The following is a 22,144-nucleotide window of genomic DNA, read 5'->3' as shown; positions in this document are numbered from 1 at the left end:
TATGGGCCCCGGCGGCCATCGCCAATGAAAAAGCCCACGGCGTGAACCGTGGGCTTTTCGTGGATCTGCGAGGAACCCGAGGTCAGTCGGCCGTCGCCTCTTCAGGCTCTGCAGGCTCGGACTTCGCCGAACGCTCCTTCTTCGGCAAAGGCTGGATATCCAGCAGCACGTCGGGTGTTTCCACACCCTTGTCGTCCTTCTTCATGTCGATATCAACGGTCAGGCGTCCCCCTTCCGTCAGGCGGCCAAACAGCAACTCGTCGGCCAAGGCGCGGCGGATGGTGTCCTGGATCAGGCGCTGCATAGGGCGCGCGCCCATCAGCGGATCGAACCCCTTCTTGGCCAGGTGCTTGCGCAGGGCATCGGTGAAGGTGACCTCCACCTTCTTCTCGGCCAACTGCGTCTCCAGCTGCAGCAGGAACTTGTCCACCACGCGCAGGATGATCTGTTCATCGAGTGCCTTGAAGTTGACGATGGCATCCAGCCGGTTGCGGAACTCAGGCGTGAACAGGCGCTTGATATCACCCATTTCATCGCCCGCCTGCCGCGGGTTGGTAAAGCCAATGGTCGCCTTGTTCATGGTCTCGGCGCCGGCGTTCGTGGTCATGATGATGAGCACGTTACGGAAGTCGGCCTTGCGTCCGTTGTTATCGGTCAGCGTGCCATGGTCCATGACCTGCAGCAGCACGTTGAAGATGTCCGGGTGCGCCTTCTCGATTTCGTCGAGCAGCAGCACCGCGTGCGGCTTCTTCGTGATGGCTTCGGTCAGCAGGCCACCCTGGTCGAACCCCACGTAGCCCGGGGGCGCGCCAATCAGGCGGCTCACGGCGTGGCGCTCCATGTACTCCGACATGTCAAAACGCAGCAGCTCGATGCCCATGATGTAGGCCAGCTGCTTGGCCGCCTCGGTCTTGCCGACGCCGGTGGGGCCGCTGAACAGGAACGAGCCAATCGGCTTGTCGCCCTTGCCCAGGCCCGAGCGCGCCATCTTGACCGAGCTGGCCAGCACTTCCAGGGCCTTGTCCTGGCCGAACACCACGCTCTTGAGGTCGCGTTCCAGCGTCTGCAGCTTGCCTCGATCGTCGTTGGAAACGTTGGCGGGCGGAATGCGCGCAATCTTGGCGACGATCTCCTCGATCTCAGTCTTGCCAATGGTCTTCTTGCGCTTGCTGGGCACCATGATGCGCTGGGCCGCACCGGCCTCATCGATCACGTCGATCGCCTTGTCGGGCAGGTGGCGGTCGTTGATGTACTTGGCGCTCAACTCGGCAGCGGCCTGCAGGGCGGCAGCGGCGTACTTCACGCTGTGGTGCTCCTCAAAGCGCGACTTCAGGCCCTTGAGGATGTCGATGGTCTCGGCCACGGTCGGCTCGACCACGTCCACCTTCTGGAAGCGGCGCGACAGGGCGGCGTCTTTTTCGAAGATGCCGCGGTACTCGGTGAACGTGGTGGCGCCGATGCACTTGAGCTGGCCGCTGGAGAGCGCCGGCTTGAGCAGGTTGGACGCATCCAGCGTGCCGCCCGACGCTGCACCCGCACCGATGAGGGTGTGGATCTCGTCGATAAACAAGATGGCGTTGGGCTTGTCCTTGAGCGACTTGAGCACACCCTTCAGGCGCTGCTCGAAATCGCCGCGGTACTTGGTGCCCGCAAGCAACGCACCCATGTCCAGGGAGTACACCGTTGCCTCGGCCAGGATCTCGGGCACATCGTTTTGCGTGATGCGCCAAGCCAGGCCCTCGGCAATCGCAGTCTTGCCCACCCCTGCCTCGCCCACCAGCAGAGGATTGTTTTTGCGGCGACGGCACAGAATCTGGATCGTGCGCTCGACCTCGTAATGGCGGCCGATCAATGGATCGATCTTGCCATCCTTGGCGGCCTGGTTCAGGTTCTGGGTGAATTGCTCCAGCGGCGACGCCTTTTCGTTACGCTCACCACCTCCGCCCTCTTCGCCCTCGGCCTGATTCTCGGCCTTAGCAGGCTCGGGCGGCTCGCCCTTCTTGATACCGTGGGCGATGAAATTCACCACATCCAGCCGCGTGACACCTTGCTGGTGCAGGTAGTACACGGCGTGCGAGTCCTTTTCGCCAAAAATTGCCACGAGCACATTGGCACCCGTCACCTCTTTCTTGCCGTTGCCGGTGGACTGCACGTGCATGATGGCGCGCTGGATCACGCGCTGGAAACCCAGCGTGGGCTGGGTGTCCACCTCGTCGGTGCCGGCCACCTGGGGGGTGTTGTCCTTGATGAAGTTGGCCAGCGATGAGCGCAGGTCATCGATGTTGGCCGAACACGCGCGCAGCACTTCCGCTGCGCTGGGGTTATCAAGCAGTGCAAGCAACAGATGCTCCACGGTGATGAACTCGTGGCGCTGCTGGCGGGCCTCAACAAAGGCCATGTGCAAGCTGACTTCCAGTTCCTGGGCAATCATGTGAACTCCTTTGTGCTTGCGTGGAAAAGATAACTCTAAGTGGGGATGAAAAACCTGTTATGCAACAGGTTCACTCACACATTGCAGTGGGTGGCCCGCCTTGGCGGCGGCGTCAAGCACTTGTTCTACCTTGGTGGCTGCCACATCGCGCGAATAAACGCCGCAGACGCCTTTGCCATCGAGGTGGATCTTCAACATGATCTGGGTGGCAGTTTCGCGGTCTTTACTGAAAAACTCCTGCAGAACCACGATGACGAACTCCATGGGCGTGTAGTCGTCGTTCAGCATGACCACCTGGTACATCTGCGGCGGCTGGGTCTTTTGGGTGCGCCTCTCGAGCACGACCGAACCGCCATCATCCCGCGCAGGCCGGGTCACGGGCGGCGCGGTGGGGGGTGAAGGTGGTTTTGTTGCCATGAAAATCATTCTAGCGACCCGAACAGGGTGCCGCTGCAGGAGAAGCTGGTTGTTGACCAGGTATTTTTCAACCCACGGCTTACAGAAACTTCTGCGGGGAACTCAATCACTCGTACACCACATTGGCGGCACCGGCACCCACTTGGGCGGTCCATGCCGCCAACGCAGCATCGCTGGGGTAGAAACGCGCGTTTTCACCCAGTTGCAACTCTGCCACTGCAGCAGCATCGTCCGACTGGCAGCGCACGCCCATGCGCACGCGCAACCCGTGCACCAACCCCCCTTCGGCGACCTCTTCGCGCAACGGCGGAAACTCGCGTACCAAGCGCGGCACATCTGGCGCCTTATCACCCACAGTCACATGCAGGTATTTGCCAAACCGGCAACGCGCGCCCGCCAGGTCCCACACCTGCTGCACCTTGACGCGCAGACCGCCACTGAAGTGGTCCAGCTGCAGCCGGCCCATCATCACTACAAACTCATCTTCCTTGAGCTGATTGCGGTAGGTATTGAGCAACGCCTCATCGGCAGAAGCCTCAATCACAGCGGACTTGTCGTCCAGCTTGAAGAGTCCCAGCCTCCCGCGTTGCCCGTTGATGACCCGAAAGTCGCTGATGATGCCGGCAAGTACCTGGGGCTCTCGGCTGTCAAGCAGCTCATCGATCTGGGTGCGCACAAAACGGCGCACCTCGGTCGCCACTTCATCAAAAAGATGGCCAGACAGGTAGAACCCGACGGCGGTTTTCTCCAGCGTAAGCCGCTCCTTGATACCCCAGGGCGTTGCGTCCACCAGATCGGGCTCTTGGGTGCCGGAGCCATGGGCATCATCACCCATCATGTCAAACAAGCCGCCCTGATTGACGTTGGCCAGCGTTGCGGCAGCAAAGTCAAAGGCCCGATCAATAGAGGCCACCAGGGCCGCCCGATTGAGATGGATCGAATCAAAGGCACCCGCCTTGATCAGGGCCTCGACCGTGCGCTTGTTCATGCGGGCCTTGTCCACTCGCACGCAGAAGTCAAACAGACTTTTGAAGGGCCCTTTGGTCGAACCCTGGGGGCCTTCACCGCGCCCTTCACGGGCCCCGACGATAGCTTCGATCGCCTGCTGTCCAGTGCCTTTCACCGCCCCCAGACCGTAACGGATGATCTTGTCGGTGACTGGTTCAAACCGATAAAAGCCCCGATTCACGTCCGGCGGCTCGAACGACAGCCCCATCTTGTGTGCATCCTCGAACAGCACCTTGAGCTTGTCGGTGTCGTCCATTTCTACGGTCATGTTGGCGCAGAAAAACTCGGCCGTGTAGTGCACCTTGAGCCAGCCAGTGTGGTACGCCAGCAGGGAGTAAGCAGCCGCGTGTGACTTGTTGAAGCCATAGCCCGCGAACTTCTCCATCAGGTCGAACACCTCGTCGGCCTTCTCCTGGCTGATGCCTTTCTCCGCTGCACCCTTGCGGAAAATGGCGCGGTGTTCGGCCATTTCCTCGGCCTTCTTTTTCCCCATGGCACGCCGAAGCATGTCGGCGCCGCCCAAGCTATATCCGCCCAGCACCTGGGCGGTCTGCATCACCTGCTCCTGGTACACCATGATGCCGTAGGTTTCGGCCAGCACCGGCTCTACCAGCGGGTGGGGGTAGATGACCTCTTCCTTGCCATGCTTGCGGTTCACAAAGCTGGGAATCAGGTCCATAGGCCCCGGCCGGTACAACGCATTCAGGGCAATGAGGTCTTCCAGCCGACTGGGCCGCGCCTCTTTCAACATGCCCTGCATGCCGCGGCTTTCAAACTGGAACACTGCTTCGGTCTTACCCTCAGAGAACAGCCGATAAGTGGGTCCGTCGTCGAGGGGAATATTCTCGAACGCAAAATTCTCCTGGCCCTTGTGCCGCTTCATGATGAACTCGCGCGCAATTTCCAGAATGGTGAGCGTGGCAAGCCCCAAGAAGTCGAACTTCACCAAGCCGATGGCTTCCACGTCGTCCTTGTCATACTGGCTCACGGCGGACTCGCTACCCGGCTGCTGGTACAGCGGACAAAAATCGGTGAGTTTGCCGGGCGCGATCAGAACGCCACCGGCATGCATGCCGATGTTTCGCGTCATACCCTCAAGCTTTTGTGCCATCTCGATGACGGTCTTGACGTCTTCTTCCTTGCGCACGCGCTCGTAGAGCATGGGCTCCAGTTCCAGCGCATAGTTGTTCTTGTCGCCGTCCTTTTTCACCTCAGGCGGATAGGCCAGGGTGTAGGACATGCCAGGCTTGCCTGGCACCAGCTTGGAGATGCCATCACAAAATGTGTAGCTCATGTCCATGACCCGGCCCACGTCGCGGATGGCCGCCTTGGCCGCCATCGTGCCGAAGGTAGCGATCTGGCTCACGGCGTTCTTGCCGTACTTGTCCTTGACGTAGTCAATCACCCGGTCGCGGTTAGATTGGCAAAAGTCGATGTCGAAGTCGGGCATCGACACGCGCTCCGGGTTCAGGAACCGCTCGAACAGCAGGTTGTATTGCAGCGGGTCCAGGTCAGTGATCTTTAGCGCATAAGCGACCAGCGAACCGGCGCCGGAGCCACGGCCGGGCCCCACTGGGCAGCCGTTCTGCTTCGCCCACTGGATGAAATCACCCACGATCAGGAAGTAGCCCGGGAACCCCATTTTGAGGATGGTGCCCAGCTCGAATTCCAGACGCTCGACATAGCGCGGGCGCTCCTTGTCCCTCTCAGCTTCGTTAGGAAAAAGATGTTTCAGGCGCTCCTCCAGCCCTTCGAACGACGCGTAGCGGAAATACTCGTCGATGGGCATGCCGTTGGGCGTCGGAAAATCCGGGAGCTGCGGCTTGCCCAGCACCAGGGTCAGGTTGCAGCGTTGTGCAATCTCGACCGTATTGGCGATGGCCGATGGCAGGTCGGCAAACAAGGCCTCCATCTCCGCCGAGGACTTGAAATACTGGTCGCGGGTGAACTTGCGGACACGACGCGGGTTTGCCAGGATTTCCCCCTCGGCGATACAGATGCGCGCCTCGTGGGCCTCGTAATCATCGGGCTCGGCAAACTGAACGGGGTGGGTCGCCACCACCGGCAGGTTCAACCGGGCAGCAAGCTGAGCGGCTGCCACCACATGGGCTTCATCGTCGTTTCGGCCGGCCCGTTGCAGCTCGATGTAAAACCGGTGCGGGAAAATGCCCGCCAAGCGCAACGCAACGTCGGCGGCACCTGACTCATCCCCCTTCATCAGCGCTTGCCCTACCGGGCCCGCCTGCGCGCCAGACAGGGCAATCAATCCCTCTGACAGCTCTTCCAGCCACGTCCAAGTGCTCAGCGCCAGATTCTTGACGATATTGCGCGTCCAGGCCCGGGCCAGCAGCTCCGACAGATTCAGATACCCCTGGCGACTCTGCACCAGGAGGATAAGGCGCGATGGGACACCTCCCGCCTCGCCTTCAAGAAAGATTTCTGCACCCAAGATGGGCTTGACACCTTTACCTCGCGCTTCCTTGTAGAACTTGATCGCCCCGAAAAGGTTATTGAGATCGGTGATGGCCAGAGCGGGCTGGCCGTCCTTGGCGGCCGCTTTGGCCACCTCGTCGATGCGATTGGTACCGTCAACGACGGAGAACTCGGTGTGCAGGCGCAAATGAACAAACATGCAGGCATTGTAGAAACCCCTGCGACTCTCCAACAGGACTTGCGTCGGCAGCGCCTTGGCGCTGCTGGCGCCACCAGTACAATGCTTTTTCGTGCCCGAAATGGCGCCGAAGGCTTCCGTGACGAGTACGCAGAGCGCACTCCCCTATGACTGAACCCTCGGGCCTTTCTTTGTGCACCTTTTTCCTTCTTTGCTGAAAGCTGCTTGCGATGCTGCGTGCCCCACTGCCCCTTGTTTCCGCCCTGCTGCTGGCTGGTTTGCTGGTTGGCTGCTCCAGCACCACAGTTGATAAAACGGCAGGCTGGAGTCCCAATCGCATCCACTCGGAAGCCCAGGACGAAATGAACAGCGGGGCGTATGACAAGGCCGTTCCTCTGCTGGAAAAGCTGGAAGGCCGTGCGGCAGGCACGCCACTGGCACAGCAGGCCCAGATTGACAAAGCCTATGCCCACTACAAGGCGGGCGAAAAGGCGCAAGCCGTCGCAACGCTGGACCGCTTCATGAAGCTGCACCCTGCCAGCCCTGCATTGGACTATGCGCTGTACCTGAAGGGCCTGGTCAACTTCAACGACAACTTGGGTCTGTTCTCATTTATCTCGCGCCAGGATCTATCAGAGCGTGACCAAAAGGCGGCCAAAGACTCCTTTGAAGCATTCAGCGAACTGGTCACACGCTTTCCTGAGTCCCGTTATGCGCAGGACTCGCGCCAGCGCATGACCTACATCGTCAACTCGCTGGCCCAATATGAAGTGCATGTGGCGCGGTACTACTTCCAGCGTGGCGCCTATGTGGCTGCCATCAGTCGCGCGCAGGTCGCATTGGCAGACTACCAGGGCGTGCCCGCGCTGGAAGAGGCGTTGTACATCCTGATCCAGTCGTACGACGCGCTCGGAATGACCCAGCTGCGAGACGATGCACGCCGCGTGATGGACAAGTCCTACCCTCAAAGCGCCTATCTGAATGGCGGCGTCAAAGGCAAGTCGGATCCGTGGTGGAAGGTTTGGTAAGCGCCATCAGCGCAGACTGAAACTCTTCGAGCGATTCCAGCCTGCGCATGGGGGGCAAAGCTGCCAGCAAGCGCTTGCCATAGCCCATCGTGATGAGGCGCGTGTCGCCCACCACCAAAATACCCCGATCCGCTTCATGCCGGATCAAACGCCCGGCACCCTGCTTGAGTGCCACCGCCGCCTCTGGCAGAGCGTAGGCAGTGAACGCTTTGCCACCGGCCATTTCGATGTGTTGGGTGCGAGCCTCCACCAATGGATCTCCCGGGGGCGGAAAAGGCAGCTTGTCGATAACCACCAGTTGCAGAGCATCGCCTGGCACATCAAACCCCTCCCAGAAGGACGCCGAAGCCACCAGCACACAACCCGGCCGCCCGTGCGATGCCCCCTCGCGAAAACGCTCCATCAGGCGCCGCTTGGGCCACTCGCCCTGCACCAGCACCTCCAACGTGCCTGAAGCCTGCCAACGTGCTTTGAGTGCGTCGCCAATGGTGCGCAAGGCCTTGAGCGTAGTGGTCAGCACCAGCGTGCGCCCGCCCAGCGGCTCGGCGGCCAGTGCAACCCAGTCCGCCACACTACGGCTGTGGGACGGATCTGCAGGCGACGGCAACTGGCGCGGCACATACAAAGCCGCCTGCCGCGCATAGTCGAAGGGGCTGGCCACCCGAAGGATGCGAGCATCCGTGAGCCCAGCTCGTTCGGTGAACCAGGTCAACGCGTCGTCCGCACCGAGGGTCGCAGAGGTGAAAATCCACGCCCTGCCGGCGTTTGAGCCAGGCTCCTCGGGCCAAGCTTCGCCGTCCGAGGTTTCAGCGGGCGACGCCAGAATCCGGGTGCGCATGGCGTCTGCAATGTCCAGCGGGGACTCGATCAGGCGCAACTGGTTGCCGACATCGAGCCAACGCACCGCATCGGCCTGGCACGGGCCTGAAAACCTGGCCAGCCGGGCCAATAGTGCACTGCCCCGTTCGTACAAGCGCTCCAGATCGGGAGACATTTCGCTCACGGTGTCCAGGGCCTCCAGCGCCTGAGCACAGGCCGAGGCCAATGCGCGCAGCGCGGACTGCCATACGGCGCCCGAGACACCTTCGGGTGCCTCCTCCGTCCAGCGCAATCTGCCCCCTCCCGAAATGCCATTCAGCCCCTGGAAAGCAGCGGTGCCCACGACCAGACGGAGGTCCCGCGCAGACAACTCCAGAAGCTGCGCCAGGCCTGTCCAGTCAGCCAGACCGCGCGCATGCTGCAGCCCGGCTATCAAAAGGTCACGGGCAAAGTCTATCCATTGCCCCGTGGAAATCTGCGTACCCAAGAACTGCACGCCAGTCTCATTGATCTGGTGGGCCTCATCAAAAACGACCACACGCACCGTCGGCAGCAACTCGGCCATGCCTGACTCGCGTACCGCCACATCCGCAAAGAACAGATGGTGATTGATGACCACGATGTCAGCCGCCAACGCCTCGCGCCGCGCCCGATGAACATGGCATTCCCGAAAGCGCGGGCAGGAAGACCCCAGGCAGTTCTCACGCGTCGAGGTGACCAAGGGGATCACGGGCGATCGCTCGTCCAACCCTGTCAGCTCGGCCAGATCGCCGGATACGGTCTGGCGCGACCAATCCTCCACCTTGGCCAGCACACGGGCGACGCCTCGGTCCAAGGCCTGAGCATCCTGCCGCGCCTGCTCCATTCGGTGCAGGCACAAGTAACTGGCGCGCCCCTTGAGCAGGGCCATGCGAACGGGCAGCCCCAGGATGTGCGCCAAGCGGGGCAGATCGCGGGCGAACAACTGGTCTTGCAAGGCCTTGGTGGCCGTAGACAACAGCACCCGCTCGCCACTCAGCAAGGCCGGCACCAGGTAGGCAAAGGTCTTGCCCACTCCGGTGCCTGCCTCCACCACCAGCGCCCCTCCCTCTGTAATGGTCTGGGCCACCGCAATGGCCATCTGGGTCTGACCGTCACGCGGTTGAAAATGCCCATCCGCCCTCGCCAGCACACCATCGGAGGCAAACACCTCGGGCACCATGGCCTCCAGTGACATCAGGCGGGCTCTTGCGGTTGAAGTTGCCGCTCCAGCCGTTCCATCGCGTCACGCAACACGAGTCGGCGCTTTTTGAGACGGCGCAGGGTGAGTTCGTCGGGTGCCGCTTCGGGCGTACACCGGTCGATGAGTGCGTCGAGATCGGCATGTTCCATGCGCAGCTCGATCAACTGACGGTGGGGAGAGTGCAGACTGGGTTTCAAGGCAGGAGGCCATGGGCATGGCAAAAATGCCACAGGCGGGCGGATAATACGCGCTTGGCCCGCTTTCCACGACAGGCGTTCGCGTAGGCGCCCCCACAATCTGCAGCATGACCAAAGCGTTTCGCCTCATCGCCTCCACCGGCATCCACAAGGGTGACCGCGAATACCAGCAAGACCAGGTGGCCCTGATCTCCCACGAGCGGCACAACGGCTGCGTTCTGGGTGTGGTTGCCGACGGGATGGGCGGCCGCAGCGGGGGGCGCAAGGCATCAGACCAGGTCATGATGACAGCACGACAACTGTTCGAGCGGTACTCGCCCGACACCGATGACCCGGTGGCAATGCTCAAGAACATGGTTGAAGAGGCCCACATCGTTATCCGGTTGACTGCCATATCGGCAGAGCAGGAACCTCACAGCACCATCGCTGCGTTTCTCATCAATCCCCGGGGCGACTGCCATTGGGTGCATGCGGGCGACTCGCGCATCTACCACTTTCAAGGGTCACGGCTGGCATTCCGCACCAGCGACCACTCTTATGTGCAAGCCCTGGTGGACCGGGGTGAGCTGACGGAAGCCGAGGCCAACAACCATCCTCATTCCAACATTCTGGTGGGTTGCCTGGGCACAGAGAGTGACCCGCCCATCACTACCCACGTCATTCCCCAACTTCAGCCGGGCGATGTCTTGCTGGCCTGCAGCGACGGGGTTTGGCACTACTTTTCTCCCACCGAACTGGCATCAGTGGTCGATTCGCTGTCGCCCCGCGAAGCGACGGAGTTCCTGATTGAAAAAGCCCGCTCCCGGGCACGCGGAGGCGGCGACAACCTGTCGCTGGTGGTCGTCAAGATCGAAGCCCTGGCCGAAGAGAAAAAGATTGCGCGCCTGACGCCGCTGGACACGGGTCGGCCCTGAGGGCCTTGTCTGCACCACCCGTCGGTGTATCGACGGGTGAACGCAAACCCATCGAGCAACCAGCAGGTAGTCGCCGCTACCCTATCGTCAGCCACTCGGCCACTGATTGCGTGGCTCAGCGGCCCTTCCAAACTCAGCGAGGCGCAGAAGTAGCAGGCGCTGGCAAGGGCGCTGCAGGCTTGCGGCCCTGAGCCAGGGCATCAGCTTGAGATTTTTCGACCCGCGCGCGGCGCTCCTCCGCCGCTTGGAGCGCCTGGGTATGTTTGGCACGCGATTGGGCAGCGCGCTCAGCAGTCCCCGCAGCGCGGGCCGCCTGTTCACTGGCCTGAACCTGGGCACGGCTATTTTGTTGCTGCGCGCGTTGGTGTGCGTCCTGGTCCCTCTGTGCCTTGGCAACATCCGGATCGGCGGATGGCTTGCGAACCTGCGCGTCAGCGCGTTTGCTCGCTGGCGGTACGGCCATTAGCTTGTCTTCAATGGCCCGCAGGCGCTCCACCGCTTTCTCCCTGCGCTCGGCATCGTTGAGTTCAATTTCCTGCGCACGCAATCGGTCGTGGGACTCCCGTGCCTTGGCACGTACGCCGCGCAAGCAATCCTCCACAGCAAAGCGTTGGTAGCACACCGCCTCATCCTGCTGCCGCCGGGCCGTCAGTGCCTCGCGCTCCATTTTGATTCGGTCACGCTCCACTTTGCGATGTGCAGCGGTCGACGCGGATGCGGCATCTACTTCTACCCCCGTCGCGGCCCGGGCCGGGGCTACCAGCACAGGCAGTATTGAGCAAGCCAGCGCCAGCACTACCGCCAAAAAGCGACCACCGGTCTTGTTCATGTCAACCCCGTATCAACCATGCGGCGCTCCAGCGCCAGAAACTCCTTGGACTGCATCTCGTTGAGCCGGGACACTGTGCGCGGAAACTCGTGAGCCAAAGGCCCTTCGGTATACAACTGCTCGGGCGGTACAGCCGCCGACAGGATGAGTTTGACCCGGCGGTCGTACAGCACATCCACCAGCCAGGTAAAGCGCCGCGCAGGCGACGCCATGCTCACAGGCATGTAAGGAACATCGGACAGCAACACCGTGTGGAACTGCGTTGCAATTTCCAGGTAGTCGTTTTGCGATCGAGGACCACCACACAGTGTTTTGAAGTCAAACCACACCACCCCGCCAGCCTTGCGACGGGCGCGAATTTCGCGCGCCTCGATATGCAGCACGGGATCTTCATCGTGCACTTCAGCGAGTTGGTCGAACGCCTGGTTCATCTCGGCATCCGCCTCTGCGCCCAGTGGCGTGTGATACAGCTTTACGTGCTCCAGCGTACGCCGGCGGTAATCGGTGCCATTGTCCACATTGACCACCTCCAGCCGCTCGTTGAGCAGTGCAATGGCGGGCAAGATGCGGTCCCGATGCAAGCCACCGGGGTAAAGGTCGTCAGGCTTGAAATTGGAAGTGGTCACGAAGCCGACGCCGTTGTCGAACAACGCCACCAGCAATCGGTGCAGGATCATCGCGTCCGTGATGTCCGCCACATGGAACTCATCAAAACAGATGAGCTTGTAGCGTTTGGCAATGCGCTCGCCCAACACATCCAGCGGATTGACCGTGCCCTGAAGGGCTGCCAGTTCGCGATGCACTTCACGCATGAATTCGTGAAAGTGCAAGCGCACCTTACGCTTCAGGGGCACAGCGTCAAAAAAGCACTCCATCAAAAAGCTCTTGCCGCGCCCCACCCCGCCATACATGTAGACACCGCGGGGAATCTCCGGGCGGTTGATCAGCTTCTTGATCGCGTTGGAGCGCCGAGCCTTGTACTGGGCCCACTCGTCAGCACAGCGCTGCAGGGCTTCCACTGCTCGCAGCTGGGCGGGGTCGCTTTGATAGCCTTTGGCGGCCAGCTCGGCCAGGTAAGCCTGTTTGACGGTCACTTTGCGGTTGCTCTGATACTACAAAATTAATAGCTACAAGCGCATGTTAATCATGCGCTTGCAACCGATTGAGACCCAATATCAGAAGTTCAGCGTGCGCTTGTCCACCGCCAGCGCTGCTTCCTTGGTGGCTTCGCTCAAGCTGGGGTGCGCATGGCAAATGCGTGCGATGTCTTCGCTGCTGGCCTTGAATTCCATGGCCACAACGGCCTCGGAGATCAGCTCGCTGGCCTGTGGGCCCACGATGTGCACGCCCAGGATCTCGTCGGTCTCGGCATCCGCCAGCATCTTGACCATGCCGGTGGTGTCGCCCAGCGCACGTGCGCGGCCATTGGCCAGGAACGGGAAGCTGCCCGCCTTGTACTTGACCCCATCAGCCTTGAGCTGCTGCTCAGTGCGGCCCACCCAGGCGATCTCGGGGCTGGTGTAGATGACCCAGGGGATGGTGTTGAAGTTGACATGGCCATGCTGGCCGGCAATGCGCTCAGCCACGGCAACGCCCTCTTCCTCGGCCTTGTGGGCCAGCATGGGGCCGCGCACCACGTCGCCCACCGCCCAGACGCCGGGCAGATTGGTCTTGCAGTCGGCATCCACCACGATGGCGCCGCGCTCGTCGAGCTGCAGGCCCACCGCTTCGGTGTTCAGGCCGATGGTGTTGGGCACGCGGCCGATGGAGACGATGAGCTTGTCCACGTCCAGCGACTGGGCTTCGCCCTTGGCGTTGGTGTAGGCAATGCTCACACCCTTTTTGCCGGTCTTGATCTCGCCGACCTTCACGCCCAGCTCGATCTTCAGGCCCTGCTTGTCGAAGGCCTTCTTGGCTTCCTTGGCGATCTGCTCATCCACCGCGCCCAGGAAAGTGGGCAGACCTTCGAGGATGGTGACTTCAGCACCCAGGCGGCGCCAGACCGAGCCCATTTCCAAGCCGATCACGCCCGAGCCGATGAGGCCGAGCTTCTTGGGCACGGCGCCCACGCGCAGCGCGCCATCGTTGGACAGCACCAGCTCTTCGTCAAACGGCGTGCCGGGCAGCGCACGGGCGTTGGAGCCGGTGGCGATGATGATCTGCTTGCCAGTCAGCGTCTCTTCAGCGGCACCTGCCACCTTGATCTCGTAACCGCCTTCGGCAGCCTTCACGAACGAGCCACGGCCATGGAAGAAGCTGACCTTGTTCTTCTTGAACAGGTACAGGATGCCGTCGTTGTTCTGCTTCACGACGGTGTCCTTGCGGGCAATCATCTTGGCCACGTCCATCTTGACGCCAGTGGCGGTGATGCCATGCTCGGCAAAGTGTTTGTTGGCATGCTCGAAATGCTCTGACGACTGCAGCAGGGCCTTGGAGGGAATGCAGCCCACGTTGGTGCAAGTGCCGCCCGGTGCGGGGCCACCCTTTTCGTTCTTCCATTCGTCGATGCACGCGACATTGAAGCCCAGCTGGGCGGCGCGGATGGCGGCGATGTAGCCGCCGGGGCCGCCACCGATGACGATCACATCAAATTGTTTGCTCATGGGAAATCTCGTTCAGTCAGTTGGAGAAAGACCCACCGGCGGGCAGGACCAGAGGCCGGGCCACGCGGGTGGGTCGATACAGTCAGGGGATCAGATGTCGAACAGCAGGCGCGATGGGTCTTCCAGCGCGTCCTTCATCGCCACCAGGCCCAGCACGGCTTCGCGGCCGTCGATGATGCGGTGGTCATAGGACATGGCCAGGTAGTTCATCGGGCGGATCACGATCTGGCCGTTTTCGACCACGGCGCGATCCTTGGTGGCGTGCACGCCCAGGATGGCCGACTGGGGCGGGTTGATGATGGGGGTGGACAGCATGGAGCCGAACGTGCCGCCATTGGAGATGGAGAACGTGCCACCGGTCATTTCTTCAATGCCCAGCTTGCCTTCCGCAGCCTTCTTGCCGAACTCGGCGATCTTCTTCTCGATGTCGGCGAAGCTCATCTGGTCTGCATTGCGCAGGATGGGCACCACCAGGCCACGGGGCGAGCCCACGGCGATACCGATGTCGAAGTAGCCGTGGTAGACGATGTCGTTGCCGTCCACCGAGGCGTTCAGCACAGGGTACTTCTTGAGGGCATGCACAGCAGCCTTGACGAAGAAGGACATGAAGCCCAGCTTGGTGCCGTGCTCTTTGGTGAAGCTGTCCTGGAACTTCTTGCGCAGGTCCATCACCGGAGCCATGTTCACTTCGTTGAACGTGGTCAGGATGGCGTTGGTCGATTGCGACTGCAGCAGACGCTCGGCCACGCGGGCACGCAGGCGGCTCATGGGCACGCGCTGCTCGGGGCGGCCGCTCAGGTCTTCCTTGCCAGCGGGCGCTGCCACCTGGGGCAGTGTCTTGGAAGGCACACCGGTGGGGATCACGCTGGGGGCTGCCACGGCAGCCTTGGCGCCACCGGCCACAGCGGCCAGCACATCACCCTTGGTCACACGGCCATCCTTGCCCGAACCGGCCACGGCCGACACAGACAGGTTGTTGTCGGCGAGCAGCTTGGCGGCGGCAGGCATGGCCACATCGCCCTTGGAGCCACCGGCAGCGGCAGGGGCAGCAACAGGCGCTGCGGCGGCAACTGGAGCTGCTGCTGCCGGAGCAGGAGCCGCGGCACCAACCTTGCCTTCGGTGTCGATCTTGGCGATGAGCTGGTCGGCAACCACCGTGGCGCCGTCGCCCTGGATGATTTCAGCCAACACGCCAGCGGACGGTGCGGGCACTTCGAGCACAACCTTGTCGGTTTCGATCTCGATCAGGATCTCGTCCACCGCCACGGCCTCACCGGCCTTTTTCTTCCAGGTCAGCATGGTGGCTTCGGCCACGGATTCGGACAGCTGGGGGACTTTGACTTCTACGATAGCCATATCAATTCTTTCGGAATGGGGTTTTGTTCTGTTGTCGGGTCGCAGCTGGCCTTACTTGGTCAGGACAAAACCCTTGAGCTTGGCAAACGCGCCGTCCACCAGCGCCTTTTGTTGTTCTTGGTGCAGGTGCGAGTAACCCACGGCTGGCGATGCCGAAGCAGCGCGGCCGGAGTAGCCCAGCTTCTGGCCTTCGAGCATGTTCTCGTGGATGTAGTGCTGCACGAAGAACCAGGCACCCTGGTTTTGCGGCTCGTCCTGGCACCACACCACGTCGGTGGCGTTGGGGTACTTCTTCAATTCAGCGGCAAACGCCTTGTGCGGGAAGGGGTACAACTGCTCGACGCGCAGGATCACCACGTCGTCGGCTTCCTTCTCTGCGCGCTTCTTCACGAGGTCGTAGTAAACCTTGCCAGAGCATGCGATCACGCGCTTGACCTTGGCAGCCTTCTTGACGATGGCTTCATCCTGCTCGGGAATCACCGTCTGGAAGCTGCCCTTGGTGAACTCGGACAGCGGCGAGGTCGCATCCTTGTTACGCAGCAGCGACTTGGGCGTCATGATGATCAGCGGCTTGCGCAGATCACGCACCATCTGGCGACGCAGCACGTGGAAGATCTGGCTGGCCGTAGTGGGTTGCACGATCTGCATGTTGGCGTCGGCAGCCAATTGCATGAAGCGCTCCAGGCGGGCAGAGCTGTGCTCCGGGCCCTGGCCTTCGTAGCCGTGGGGCAGCATCAGGGTGATGCCGTTTACCCGGCCCCACTTCACTTCGCCGGAGGCGATGAACTGGTCGATCACCACTTGGGCGCCATTGGCGAAGTCGCCGAACTGCGCTTCCCAGATCACCAGTGTGTTGGGGTCGTTCGACGCATAGCCGTACTCGAAGCCCAGGACGGCCTCTTCGGACAGGATGGAGTCGATCACAACAAACGGGGCCTGGTTGTCGGCCACGTTCTGCAGCGGCACGTAGGTACCAATGTCCCACTTCTCGCGCTTTTGGTCATGGATCACGGCGTGGCGGTGCGTGAACGTGCCGCGGCCGCAGTCTTCACCGGACAGGCGCACGGGATAGCCGCTGGCCACCAGCGAGGCAAATGCCATGTGCTCACCCATGCCCCAGTCCACAGGGATGTCACCACGGCCCATGGCCGCGCGGTCGTCATACACCTTCTTCACCAACTGATGCGGCGTCACGCTCTCGGGGATGGTGGTGATCTTCTCAGCCAGGCGCTTCCACTCGGCCAGAGGAATAGCCGTGTCTCCAGCATCGGTCCACTTTTTGCCCAGGAACGGGCTCCAGTCCACCGCGTACTTGCTCTTGAAGTTGGTCAGCACGGGATCGACCGTGTGCTTGCCCGCATCCATAGCAGCGCGGTAGGCCTTGACCATGTCGTCGCCCAGTGACTCGCCCAGACCCTGCGCCGCCAGCTTGTCGGCGTACAGCTTGCGTGTGCCAGGGTGTGCGCCGATCTTCTTGTACATCAGCGGCTGCGTCAGAGCCGGGGTGTCCTGCTCGTTGTGACCCAGCTTGCGGAAGCAGATGATGTCCACCACCACGTCTTTCTTGAACTCCATGCGGAACTCAAGCGCGAGCTGAGTGGCCAACACCACTGCTTCCGGATCATCACCGTTCACATGCAGTACGGGCGACTCGATCATCTTGACAATGTCGGTGCAGTACAGCGTGGAGCGGGTGTCACGTGGATCAGACGTGGTGAAGCCGATCTGGTTGTTGATGATGATGTGCACCGTACCACCCGTGTAGTAGCCACGGGTCTGGGCCAGCGCCAGAGTTTCCTGATTGACACCTTGACCTGCAAAGGCTGCGTCACCGTGCACCAGCACTGGCAAAACCTGCTTGCCGTGTGGATCGGCACGGCGGTCCATTCGAGCACGCACAGAGCCTTCGACCACGGGGTTCACGATTTCCAGGTGCGAGGGGTTGAATGCCAGCGACAGGTGAACCGGACCGCCGGGGGTCGTCACATCCGAGCTGAAGCCCTGGTGGTACTTCACGTCACCCGCAGGCAGGTCTTCGGGAGCGGTGTGATCGAACTCAGCGAACAGGTCCTTGGGCATCTTGCCCAGCGAGTTGACCAGCACGTTCAGGCGGCCGCGGTGGGCCATGCCGATCACGATTTCTTGTACGCCCTTGGCGCCTGCAGATTGGATGAGTTCATCCATCGCAGCAATAAAGCTTTCGCCGCCTTCCAACGAAAAGCGCTTCTGCCCCACGTACTTGGTGTGCAGGAAGCGCTCCAGCCCTTCAGCAGCCGTCAGGCGGTCAAGGATTTGTTTTTTCTTGTCAGCACCAAAGCTGGGCTTGCTGCGGATCTTTTCCAGCTTCTCCTGCCACCAGCGCTTCTGGTTCTGGTCGGTGGCGTACATGTATTCAGCGCCGATGGAGCCACAGTAGGTCTCACGCAGCGCGTTGATGAGTTCACGCAACGTCATCGACTCTTTGCCGAAGAACGTGTTGCTGGTGTTGAACACCGTTTCCTGATCAGCGTCGCTGAAACCGTAGAACGAAGGCTCCAGTTCAGGAATTGCGGGACGCTCTGTGCGCTTGAGCGGATCCAGATCGGCCCAGCGCTGACCCACATTGCGGTAAGCGGCGATCAGCTGCTGAACGGCGGTACGCTTGCGGCCCAGTTCAGAGTCGGCGCCCGTCGCAACCACAACCTTGGTGCCGCCTTGCTTGGCACGCTCGGCAAAGGCATTGATGACAGGCAGATGGGGAACGTCTTTGGCGTTGCTGCCATCCACGGCGGGGACATGCTGCAGCGCGTCAAAGTACTCGCGCCAGGTATCTGGCACGCTACCGGGATTGGCGAGATAGTTCTCGTACATCTCTTCGACATAGGGCGCATTGCCGCCGAAGAGGTAGGTGTTGCCTTGGTAGGCTTGATAGACGGATGTCGTATCGCTCATATTCCGCTGACCTCCGCTTTCCTTGGGAAAGCATTAGCTGGTTGAGAAACCTTCCGCGACACGGCTGAACCGGTTGGCGGATGCGACTGTGGCTGGGGAAGGGCCTTGGTACGGGCGCCATTGTGCCACCGAACCGAAGTCCACCCCCAAAAAGTGGATCCAAACCATCGCCGCACAGCGCAAGAAGCCGCGCTGATCGACGCCTCGCGTACATTCCGGGTATCTCATTGCAAACCCCACTCCATGCCGCATCAACACCTCCAGGACAAAGCCTTTTTGCTGCTGCTCACCCTCGTCACCGTCGCGTTCGGTGCGATCCTGTGGCAGTTTCACGGAGCCGTTTTCTGGGGCGTCATCCTCGCCATTCTTTTTGCCCCACTGCACCGCAAACTGCTGCGAAAAATGCCCAAGCGGCCCACGCTTGCGGCCTTATGCACACTCGGTTTGTGCCTTGTGGTGGTGATCTTGCCGATGACGGCCATCACGGTGTCGCTCATTCAGGAAGCCACAGCAATCTACGAACGGGTGCGCTCAGGCCAAATCAATTTTGGGCTGTACCTGCAGCAGGTCATTGCTGCACTGCCAGCTTGGGCTGCAGGCCTGCTTGACCGCCTCCAACTGACCAGCGTAGGCGAGTTGCAGCAAAAGCTCTCGTCCTTCGCGGTACAGACCAGTCAATTCGTTGCGACACAGGCGCTGAGCATCGGTCAAAACACCCTGGAGTTCATTGTCAGCTTCGGCATCATGTTGTACCTGTTGTTCTTCCTGCTGCGAGACGGAGCCAGTCTGGCACAGCGTATCGGGCAGGCCACCCCCCTGGAAGAAGCGCACAAGCGCCAGCTGGTCGGTAAATTCACGACCGTGATCCGGGCCACGGTCAAAGGCAACATTGTGGTGGCGGCTTCTCAGGGCGCGCTGGGCGGCATGATTTTCTGGATCTTGGGCATCCAGGGACCGGTGCTGTGGGGGGTGCTCATGGCCTTCCTGTCCCTTTTGCCAGCCGTCGGCGCCGGGCTGATCTGGGTGCCTGTGGCCATCTACTTTCTGGCAACAGGCGCTGTGTGGCAAGGCGTGGTGCTGACTGCATTCGGCATCTGCGTGATCGGACTCGTGGACAACATCTTGCGCCCCATCCTGGTAGGCAAAGACACCAAGATGCCCGACTACATCGTGCTGATCTCTACCCTGGGCGGCATGGCCTTGTTCGGACTCACGGGGTTTGTGATCGGTCCAGTGATAGCTGCACTGTTCATGGCCAGCTGGGACCTTTTTTCACCACCGCCGGAGACGGACGCACCCACCCGGTGATCCCCTCCAGCCTCGGCCACATTTACCAGTCAGGGGCATCGATGGCCTTTGACTGGCGCTTTAAATGGCCGCCAAAAACAAAAGCCTCCCAAGGGAGGCTTTTGGATGAACACACATTCAATGATGCGCTTTGAATCGGGTGGTAGGACGTACAAGATTCGAACTTGTGACCAACGGATTAAAAGTCCGCTGCTCTACCAACTGAGCTAACGTCCCGACCGATTGCAGCTATCGTGTCGATTGCTGCAAAGCCTTGAATTATAGCGTCTTTTTTCCAGCCGATTGGGAATTGGTTGCAAGTTTATCGAGCACCCAGCCTGCGGCACATTGGCCGAAGGTCGCGGTCACAGCGACCACCGAGCCGTAGCCGTGGCAGTTCAAAGAACCATCGCCATCGATATTGCAGGAAGCATCTGGCGGGGCTACGGCCTCACGGCTGAAAACGCAGGTGACCCCGATCTTCTTGCCCTCCCGCGGTGCACCGTGGTGTTTGCGCAGCTGATAGCGCATTTGGGCCAACAGCGGGTCATGGGTGGTCAGTGCGAGATCATCCACATCCACCTTGTGCGCATGCCGCTTGCCCCCTGCTGCACCCACGGTGATGTGCAGCACCCCATGGGCCTGCGCCCATATGGACAGTGCAGTTTTGGCTTTGATCTGGTCACAGGCATCAATGAGAGCGTCTACGGACGTTTGCAGCAAGGCAGGCCAGTTTCCAGGCTCCACAAACTCCTCCACGCAATGAACGATGCAGTCCGGGTGGATTTGTGCGATGCGATCACGCATGGCCAAAACCTTGGCCTGTCCCACCGTATCGGTGAGCGCATGGATCTGTCGGTTGATGTTGGATTCAGCCACATGGTCCAAATCGATCAGGGTAATTTGCGCGACGCCACTGCGCGCGAGGGCCTCTGCGGCCCACGACCCGACTCCACCAATACCAACCACGGCCACGTGTGCGGAGCGAATTCTGGCTGCGCCCTGCACTCCGTAGAGCCGCTGAAGCCCACCAAAGCGGCGCTCCGAAGCGTGCTCCGAAGCGTGCTCCGCACCACCATCTGGCGCAGCCTGCGAGGCAAAAGCCACATCACCCGCCATCACTTGAGCCGCGACAGGCGTTCTTTAGCGGCCACAGCGGCCTCAGACTGCGGATAAGCCCGGATGAGGTCTTCCAGTGTCTTGCGCGCGGTGCGTGTATCTTTGAGCTCAATCTGGCAATTGGCGATGGACAGAGCTGCCTCGGGCGCACGGGCGTGCGTGGGGGCATCGGTCAGCATTTGTTTGAAATTGCCGATGGCTTCCTTGTACTCACGCGTAGCGTACTGGGCATTTCCCAACCAGAAACGCGCAGAGGGCACGTAGCCGCTGCGCGGATACTGCCGCACAAAGCCCGCGAAAGCGACACTTGCATCAGGGAATTTGCCGGAGCGAAAGACAGCCAGAGCCGCCTCAAAATCCCGCTTTTCGGCAGGATCTGCCTGGAAATCGCGGCCATCCACATTGACCTTGATGGGCTCAAACTGCCGCAATCTCTCATCCACACCCTGCGCGATGTCTTTCTGCCGACGCTGCAGTTCACCGACATCGCGCAAAAGCTGCTCATTCTGGCCGTTGAGTTTGGCTTGCTCGGCACGCAAGGTTTCGATCTGCGTCTGCAAATCCAGCAGACTGCGGCGCAACTGAGCGTTTTCTTCGCCCAGCTTGCGCACCTCTTCGGCAGAACGCTGCTGAGATGACTGCAGACCATCAACGCGCTGTCGCATCTCCAGGATAGCCCGTCGCGCTTCGCCATCTTCAAAGATGGCGGCATGGGCAGAAGACAGCGACACGGCGAGCAGTGCCGCCGTGGCCAGCGCCCGCAACGAGAAAACCGGTGCAGCGGATGTCATCAACGGTACGAGAGTTCAGCGCGGCGGTTCTGGGCGCGTGCATCTTCGGTAGCCCCTTGGGCTGCAGGCTTTTCCTTGCCAAAACTCACGGCCTCGACCTGGCTGTCAGGCACGCCCAGCAAGCCCAGCGAGCGGCGCACGGCTTCTGCACGCTTCTGGCCCAGTGCCAGGTTGTACTCGCGGCCACCACGGTCATCGGTGTGGCCTTCGATCATGACCTTGCGGTTGGGGACCGCTTTGATGAAGCGGGAATGCGCTTCAATCAGCGACTGGAACTCGGGTTTGATCACGTAGCTGTCGTAATCAAAGTACACGACGCGCGCGACCCCCACGGGGCCTGCACCGTCACGGCCGGACTGGCCGAGGTCCACGCCCGCCACGCCGCTTTGCGAGGTATTGCCGGAGTTGGCACCGTTGTTGGCTCCACCCATGGTGGAGGTGGCATTTTTGTCTTCGACCGGCACATCATCCAGCTTCACGCCAGAGCTGCAGCCCGCCACGAGAGCGGCAACGGTGAGGGCAAGGGTAATACGTTTCATCATCCAAATTTCTCCTGAAGGCTTGATAACTGAAAGTGCAGA

At 61.1% G+C, this 22,144-nt stretch carries 16 protein-coding genes and 1 tRNA gene; 3 read left to right on the top strand and 14 right to left on the bottom strand.

Annotated features, from left to right (window positions below):
• Positions 1–82 precede the first annotated feature (82 nt).
• The 3 genes from clpA to dnaE all read right to left on the bottom strand — a co-directional run bounded on the left by clpA (position 83) and on the right by dnaE (position 6,488).
• Positions 83–2,431: an ATP-dependent Clp protease ATP-binding subunit ClpA gene (clpA, locus tag ATF69_RS09550; RefSeq protein ID WP_146870772.1), complete on the bottom strand. Its 2,349-nt coding sequence runs from the start codon at positions 2,429–2,431 to the stop codon at positions 83–85.
• A gap of 57 nt (positions 2,432–2,488) precedes the next feature.
• The gene (gene clpS / locus ATF69_RS09545; RefSeq protein WP_146870771.1) at positions 2,489–2,857 is read right to left on the bottom strand and encodes an ATP-dependent Clp protease adapter ClpS; all 369 of its coding nucleotides are present in this window, start codon (positions 2,855–2,857) and stop codon (positions 2,489–2,491) included.
• A gap of 97 nt (positions 2,858–2,954) precedes the next feature.
• Positions 2,955–6,488 carry a DNA polymerase III subunit alpha gene (dnaE, locus tag ATF69_RS09540; RefSeq protein ID WP_146870770.1) on the bottom strand — a complete coding sequence of 1,178 codons (3,534 nt, stop codon included), beginning with the start codon at positions 6,486–6,488 and terminating at the stop codon, positions 2,955–2,957.
• A 209-nt stretch (positions 6,489–6,697) separates the two neighbouring features.
• Between dnaE and ATF69_RS09535 the strand changes: the two genes are divergently transcribed.
• A complete protein-coding gene (locus tag ATF69_RS09535; RefSeq protein ID WP_056744462.1) occupies positions 6,698–7,495 on the top strand; it encodes an outer membrane protein assembly factor BamD in 798 nt (265 codons plus the stop codon).
• On the opposite strand, the gene yoaA is transcribed toward ATF69_RS09535, so the two are convergent.
• Both yoaA and ATF69_RS09525 read right to left on the bottom strand, forming a co-directional pair.
• A complete protein-coding gene (gene yoaA / locus ATF69_RS09530) occupies positions 7,458–9,530 on the bottom strand; it encodes a DNA repair helicase YoaA (protein WP_146870769.1) in 2,073 nt (690 codons plus the stop codon). The two genes, ATF69_RS09535 and yoaA, sit on opposite strands and share 38 nt — an antisense overlap.
• Complete coding sequence (locus ATF69_RS09525; protein ID WP_146870768.1) at positions 9,530–9,733, bottom strand: YdcH family protein; 204 nt, start codon at positions 9,731–9,733, stop codon at positions 9,530–9,532. The genes yoaA and ATF69_RS09525 overlap by 1 nt, the downstream gene beginning before the upstream one ends.
• Positions 9,734–9,840: 107 nt before the next feature.
• Between ATF69_RS09525 and ATF69_RS09520 the strand changes: the two genes are divergently transcribed.
• A complete protein-coding gene (locus tag ATF69_RS09520; protein ID WP_056063373.1) occupies positions 9,841–10,647 on the top strand; it encodes a PP2C family protein-serine/threonine phosphatase in 807 nt (268 codons plus the stop codon).
• A 133-nt stretch (positions 10,648–10,780) separates the two neighbouring features.
• Here the strand turns inward: ATF69_RS09520 and ATF69_RS09515 are convergent, their stop codons facing one another.
• From ATF69_RS09515 to ATF69_RS09495, 5 genes are all read right to left on the bottom strand, one after another.
• Complete coding sequence (locus ATF69_RS09515) at positions 10,781–11,476, bottom strand: hypothetical protein (protein ID WP_146870767.1); 696 nt, start codon at positions 11,474–11,476, stop codon at positions 10,781–10,783.
• On the bottom strand, positions 11,473–12,570 hold the full coding sequence (zapE, locus tag ATF69_RS09510; RefSeq protein ID WP_056063379.1) for a cell division protein ZapE: 1,098 nt from the start codon (positions 12,568–12,570) through the stop codon (positions 11,473–11,475). Before zapE ends, ATF69_RS09515 begins: the two co-directional genes overlap by 4 nt.
• An 81-nt stretch (positions 12,571–12,651) precedes the next feature.
• The gene (lpdA, locus tag ATF69_RS09505; RefSeq protein WP_146870766.1) at positions 12,652–14,079 is read right to left on the bottom strand and encodes a dihydrolipoyl dehydrogenase; all 1,428 of its coding nucleotides are present in this window, start codon (positions 14,077–14,079) and stop codon (positions 12,652–12,654) included.
• Positions 14,080–14,169: 90 nt separating this feature from the next.
• On the bottom strand, positions 14,170–15,435 hold the full coding sequence (odhB, locus tag ATF69_RS09500) for a 2-oxoglutarate dehydrogenase complex dihydrolipoyllysine-residue succinyltransferase (protein ID WP_146870765.1): 1,266 nt from the start codon (positions 15,433–15,435) through the stop codon (positions 14,170–14,172).
• A 51-nt stretch (positions 15,436–15,486) separates the two neighbouring features.
• Positions 15,487–18,366, bottom strand: coding sequence for a 2-oxoglutarate dehydrogenase E1 component (locus tag ATF69_RS09495; protein WP_056063390.1), 2,880 nt, complete (start codon positions 18,364–18,366; stop codon positions 15,487–15,489).
• A gap of 243 nt (positions 18,367–18,609) precedes the next feature.
• On the opposite strand from ATF69_RS09495, the gene ATF69_RS09490 reads away from it, so the two are divergent.
• Positions 18,610–19,674, top strand: coding sequence for an AI-2E family transporter (locus tag ATF69_RS09490; protein WP_146871093.1), 1,065 nt, complete (start codon positions 18,610–18,612; stop codon positions 19,672–19,674).
• A 140-nt stretch (positions 19,675–19,814) separates the two neighbouring features.
• Here ATF69_RS09490 and ATF69_RS09485 read toward each other — a convergent pair.
• From ATF69_RS09485 to pal, 4 genes are all read right to left on the bottom strand, one after another.
• A tRNA-Lys gene (locus tag ATF69_RS09485) sits at positions 19,815–19,890 on the bottom strand.
• A gap of 42 nt (positions 19,891–19,932) precedes the next feature.
• The gene (locus ATF69_RS09480) at positions 19,933–20,772 is read right to left on the bottom strand and encodes a tRNA threonylcarbamoyladenosine dehydratase (protein ID WP_146870764.1); all 840 of its coding nucleotides are present in this window, start codon (positions 20,770–20,772) and stop codon (positions 19,933–19,935) included.
• On the bottom strand, positions 20,772–21,563 hold the full coding sequence (gene ybgF / locus ATF69_RS09475; RefSeq protein WP_146870763.1) for a tol-pal system protein YbgF: 792 nt from the start codon (positions 21,561–21,563) through the stop codon (positions 20,772–20,774). The genes ATF69_RS09480 and ybgF overlap by 1 nt, the downstream gene beginning before the upstream one ends.
• Entirely contained in the window at positions 21,563–22,105 is a 543-nt protein-coding gene (gene pal / locus ATF69_RS09470) for a peptidoglycan-associated lipoprotein Pal (RefSeq protein WP_056744443.1), read from the bottom strand. The genes ybgF and pal overlap by 1 nt, the downstream gene beginning before the upstream one ends.
• Positions 22,106–22,144 lie beyond the last annotated feature (39 nt).

Origin of the sequence: Acidovorax delafieldii (assembly GCF_007993815.1) — a bacterium.
In the GTDB taxonomy this organism is placed as follows: Bacteria; Pseudomonadota; Gammaproteobacteria; order Burkholderiales; family Burkholderiaceae_C; genus Acidovorax; species Acidovorax delafieldii.
This window is presented reverse-complemented; position numbering and strand designations above follow the sequence as displayed.